Source organism: Barnesiella sp. CU968 (assembly GCF_905219685.1).
In the GTDB taxonomy this organism is placed as follows: domain Bacteria; phylum Bacteroidota; class Bacteroidia; order Bacteroidales; family Muribaculaceae; genus Lepagella; species Lepagella muris_A.
Genome location: NZ_CAJMXD010000203.1, coordinates 1 through 5,432, shown reverse-complemented (window position 1 = coordinate 5,432; position 5,432 = coordinate 1). Strand labels below are relative to the sequence as shown.

6 protein-coding genes are annotated in these 5,432 nt (G+C 42.0%); all 6 read left to right on the top strand.

Annotated elements, in window-relative coordinates:
- The coding region (locus tag JX312_RS08695) for a DUF1573 domain-containing protein (RefSeq protein WP_204457725.1) at window positions 1–318 on the top strand (318 nt) is incomplete at its 5' end.
- An 82-nt stretch (window positions 319–400) separates the two neighbouring features.
- Entirely contained in the window at window positions 401–664 is a 264-nt protein-coding gene (locus JX312_RS08690; RefSeq protein WP_123402880.1) for an NVEALA domain-containing protein, read from the top strand.
- 44 nt (window positions 665–708) lie between these two features.
- The gene (locus tag JX312_RS08685; RefSeq protein ID WP_204457724.1) at window positions 709–1,680 is read left to right on the top strand and encodes a hypothetical protein; all 972 of its coding nucleotides are present in this window, start codon (window positions 709–711) and stop codon (window positions 1,678–1,680) included.
- A 255-nt stretch (window positions 1,681–1,935) separates the two neighbouring features.
- Window positions 1,936–3,858, top strand: a complete 1,923-nt coding sequence (locus JX312_RS08680; protein WP_204457723.1) for a hypothetical protein — start codon at window positions 1,936–1,938, stop codon at window positions 3,856–3,858.
- A gap of 118 nt (window positions 3,859–3,976) precedes the next feature.
- Window positions 3,977–4,927, top strand: coding sequence for a 6-bladed beta-propeller (locus tag JX312_RS08675; RefSeq protein ID WP_239653866.1), 951 nt, complete (start codon window positions 3,977–3,979; stop codon window positions 4,925–4,927).
- 179 nt (window positions 4,928–5,106) lie between these two features.
- Window positions 5,107–5,432, top strand: a 326-nt coding sequence (locus tag JX312_RS08670; RefSeq protein WP_204457721.1) for a hypothetical protein, incomplete at its 3' end; no start/stop codon positions are given.

Here is a 5,432-nt window from a genome sequence, read left to right as displayed (position 1 = left end):
CCAAAGATCAGGGAGCTGTATGCCCAGCTTATCTTCGATTCTCAGGATCATAAGTTTCCGGATGAAACCTCGTCATTATGTAAGAATGCCGTGCGGAGTCTCGGGGTTGTCAACAGGGGCGACACAATAACCAGGCTTTTCAGACTTAACAACAATACGGATTCAGACCTGACACTGCAGGAGGTCACCCCTTCGTGCCATTGCGTGAGCGCAAAAGCTGATTGGGATGTCTTGAAAAGCGGAGAATATGCTGATGTCGAGATCATCTACGTAGCCGACACGATCCCGCAGCAGTTCCACCGCTATGCCGATGTCTAGTTCAAAGAGAGACAGAATCCTGAGAGGCTTGTCCTCCACGGATTCGTAAAGTAATCAAAATACTGACTAAAACTTAATCAAAATGAAAAAGAAGATCATCGCAGCCGCAGTGGTGGCAGTCATGGGTATTTCCACGTATGTCGGAATCAATGCCCAAAAGAGAGATGCAATGTCTGACATTCAGATGGCGAATGTCGAGGCATTGGTAAGTGGTGAAGGAGGAGACCTGATTCCTTGTCACAGCTCCGCAACAATAGATTACCACAGATCGTATACCGATTGTTCAAAATGTGAGAGAATTGAGAATTATAAAGGGACAGGCACAGAAGCAAGATGTACAAACTAATGAAAATATGTATTAGCACGGTTGCAATGTTTTTCATTGCAACCGTGTTTAACTCCTGTGGCAAAGATGGCGGTTCAGAAGAAGTCGGATTTGGTGAATTTAATACACACATAAGTCTTGTGGGTAAGCCTATATCCATTGGCGACTCCATCCCTGCAGTTATTGGTTCTGTAGCAGCAATAGAGGGTGGATATCTGTTTTACACATACGTGTCGGATTATCTATTACTTATATCTGACGATGAATTCAATAATTTCAGACAGATTATTAAGAAAGGAAATGGTCCGAATGAATTGTCTCAGGTCAGCGGCACATTTGGTCAGGAACTTGATGACAAAAGTTTATTGTCTGTTTTTGATCCCAATGCCATAGCCTTATATGGCTTTAATCCTGAGACTCCTGACTCAGTGAGTCTGTACTATGAATTTCCGGATAATTTCAGAAAGTATATTCCGAGAGAAGTAATCAAAATTAAAGATGGCTGCTATGTCGCACCTCGTGAGGATCGTGTTTACGGAATGATTTCTTTCGACTCCAAGACAGGAACAATAGAAGAGTGGCCGGTGGGTTATGACTTCAAGGATTCCCAAAATCCCAAAGAAGACATAATCTCTAAAAGATTGGTTGCATATTGTCCTGAAAACGGGATGGTTGCGGAAACGTATGGTTGTTTTCCAAGGATTATACTTCATAATGAACAAGGAAGGGTTATCAAGGTCTTGACTTATGACAATTATAAAGAGCGGGTTGACTCCCAGGGTATGCTTGCGGAATGTTTCATGGACATGCAAATGACTTCCAATCATATATGGATATTGTATGGCGATCCACATATGGATAATCAAAGTCGGATCTTCATTGTTGATTATGAAGGTAATGGGGTTGCAGAGTTAGGCATATCTCCGGCTCATCAGTTCGCCATAGACAGGAAAAAACGGAGGGTAATCGCAGTTAATCCCAATGAGGAAGAAACAGGGATTATGGTTTACCGGATACCAGATTCCATAGAAATATGAAAGCACGGTTTCGTTAGAAGTAGAGTGCATCTTTGTTCAAGCGGAGACGGAGAATACGTCTCATTGCCGGTGAATCAATGTTTTGTGACAAGGAATAACCGCCATGTATGTAGACAAAGATGGGATCCTGTATGCCTTCAACCCACTCGGAGACAATGAATATATCTATAAATATGACATAAAGTCGATGCTGCGGTAGTTTGAAGATCTGTTAAACTGATTATAATGTCTGAGAGTTTAAATAATAAAAAGTTATTGTTTTTAGTTATTCCGCTTGCTTTTGTCTCATGCGTCTCTGTTGAAGACACGTTGACGGATCAGGCAATGTCGCAGGCAGGATCAAATGCTTCGGAAATTGAGAAAGTGTTGAATTCCTATGATGGGGAGAAAAAAGAAGCTGCGGAATACTTGGTTCGCGGGATGTTGGGACAATATTCCTTGACAGGTCCGGGACTCGACTCAATCGAGCAACTATATAAAAAACTCCCTCAGCCAAACGGAAGATGGCAATTGGATTCACTGCAACTTGCCGAAGGGAAACGATATGAAATAATGCCACGCAACAAAGTGATGGATCTTAAGACACTCTCCGCTGATTTCCTATTGCAAAACATATCAGATTTCCAACATGTCAGTAATCTCAGGAGCTGGAATAAGAATTTTGAAAGAAAAGAACTTTACGAGACACTTCTCCCCTACAGAATAGGGGATGAGCCTGTTACAGAATGGAGGGATGCTTATCGAAAGGCTCTCGATTCCATATCTCCTGAGATTGACAAAGCCACTACCTCTGTAGAAGCCGCCAGATACATTTCCAAGGCAGTGGGTGAGATCCGTTATAATATACAACTGAACATTCCACATCGCTCGGCGCTCGCTTTACTTGATTCTCCGGTAGGATACTGCCGGGAAGAGTGTGATCGTACGCTCCATGCCATGCGGGCATTCGGGATTCCCGGTGCCATTGACGCAATTCTGGTTTCTCCCGATAACGGGACTTCTCATCAATGGACTGTAGTGCTTGATAATGTAGATCATATTTTTCGGATGTTTGACAATGGAAAATATCCGCCGACACGCGACAGTCTGCATTATGACGGACGCAGGAAGGGGAAGGTATATAGAAACATGTTCATGCCTGACAGGGACAAACTTGCAAAATACAGGCGTATGCATGATGCTCCTTATGAACTCATGAATCCACGGTTAAAGGATGTTACTGCGGAATATTTCGGACATAATGAAGCTAAAGTCAAAGTAAACGTCAAATCCGGCACTATATTTCTTGGTATTTTTACTCCGCAGGGTTACAAACCGATAGATATGGCAATAAAAGTCAAAAGAGGCATAGCCATATTTCAAGACATAGAACCTGATTTGATTTATTTCCCTATCATTCGCAATGGCAGTGAATATCGCACATGTGGAAACCCGTTCATGCTCGAAAGCAATGGCAATGTACACGATTTTATTCCCGATTCATACAGAAAAGAAACTGTGGCAATGAAACGAAAAATGCCTTTCTGGCTTCATCTCATCCGGGGAATGAGTTCGGTTGTGGGAATAAAAACTCAGACAGGATCGACACCAGCCGGACCCTGGGATGATGTCGACAGCATAACTTCTGTGCCTTCACACAATTTCTATCGTATTCCTGTGAACTTGAATAAGAAAAACAGGTATATACGTCTTTTGACGTCACCAATGCATGATGCCAGAATCGGCGAGGTGTTGGTGTCTGTGGATTCGCTTGCTTCTCAATGCGTTCCTTTGTCTTTAATAACTGACACTCCCTCTGAGAAGAAGAACAAACTTGTTGACAGGAATATTTTATCATGGACACTCATTGATAAAGATTCTGTTGATTTGGTATTCCGCATTAATTCTGATGAATATGTCAGCAGCATATTCATTATTCCGCAGAATGACGACAACTATGTCGTGCCCGGTGAAGAGTATGAACTGTTCTATTTCGACAGGAACGAATGGAAATCACTGGGGAAGAAGACCGCCGAGGGGTTCGACATTACGTATGACGTTCCGGCGAACGCCGTGCTGTGGCTTCGCAACCTCACAAAAGGGAAAGAGGAACAGATATTCATATGCCGCGATGGCAGACAGCTTTTCAACGCTGACCTGGGGGTTGCCAGACTTGAATTAAATTTAAACAGTTTCTAAGAGTATGAATATGTCACGAATCGTAAAAATTTTTGTTGTAGTCGTTTTGACGGGGCTTAGTTGTGCCTGTACGAACAGTAAAGAATCAGAGAGTGAAATAAAAGCTGTTGAGGTCGATTTGAATAAAGCGTTGCCATTGACAGAGAATGTCCAGAGTGTGGATGTAATGACCCNAAAAGATTCGGAGACCGGACACCTTCCGGGACACCTGTCCAAGGTAGTGTTCAGACGGGATTCAATCTTTGTATTGGATATGTTCAAAGACAACGGGTTNTATGTATACGATTCTGACGGAAATATTATAAACAGCTTTGTAAACAGGGGAGAAGGACCAGAAGAGTTCCAGGTTATAAGGGATTTTAATGTCACGTCAGACAATATAATACTGTTTGATCCCCGTTCTGACGAGCCGTTCATATTTCTTGACCGTGACTTAAATTTCTTGAGTAAAGACAAGATCGGAGATTGCGAGTNCCATTTCTTTTATGACTCCAAGAATGATTCGTGGTGGCTCGACAGAGGCAACGATGCATACGATGGCAGTGATTCCAAACTGATATATAAAAAAAGGTCAGGATCTAAAACAATATTGAAGATACCAGACAATCTTAAAAATATCACGTTTGGAATATGGCATTCTTTTACAGAACTGTCCGGGGACTCGCTGCTGTATATACCGGTAGTGGAGAATGTGGTATATCTCTGTGAGCCTGATAACGCCAAACCGTTGTATTGCCTTGATTTCAAGAGTAAATGGTATGAATTTAAACAAGNAGACAGGAATGAAGGAACTGTTAATCTATGGGACAGGATTGCAGAGGAGGGATATGTGAATACACTTGACATTCTCTCCGACGACAGAAACGTGTTGCATACCTTCAATAGCGGAGAAAGACATTATGTCCTTATCGTCAATACGGACACATATGCATCTCGCCTGTATTATCTGACTGAAGAGGAGCANGAAAACCTTGGAGACGCCGTNGCCTACCATAACGGACAAATNATCTTCGGAGTTCCCGGAAAGCTGGTGAAAGTCTCAATGAAAAGGGACTCGGACAAGTCGTGATTCAGAATTAACCAGAATGTGACATAATGCCGAATATCAACATTCCGTATAAGCCAGACCAATTTAATTTTTCCAACCACTAACAACCACGGAACAACCAGTCTTACATCTACACTCAAAAGGTTTTATGCATCCATAGGTGGTTGTTCTGTGGTTGTAAGTGGTTGGAGGATAAAAATATGGATTGGAATATAAAGCAACTTATGTTATTGGGCATATTTGTTGCCCATTTGGATAAATATGTATATATTTGCTTCCAAGTCCTGTGCATCTTATTGACAAAAGCAATTAGCTGTTTGATGCATATTGGATTTGCTAAAAAACATATATACATGTTTTCCTTAAGAAAAAACTATCGTCTAATACCATTATTGCTTCCATTAATTATATCCTGTTCGGGCTCTAACAAGGAGCAGCGGGACATTGTTGCAGAATTGGCAGGCAAGGAAATCGTAATTCCCGGTGAACTTGGATTTCAGGTAGGTAATATCCCCGTGGATTACGA

Bases quoted from the DNA above. Each gene is read 5' to 3' on its own strand.
- JX312_RS08690 (WP_123402880.1), top strand. From the start codon at position 401: ATGAAAAAGAAGATCATCGCAGCCGCAGTGGTGGCAGTCATGGGTATT.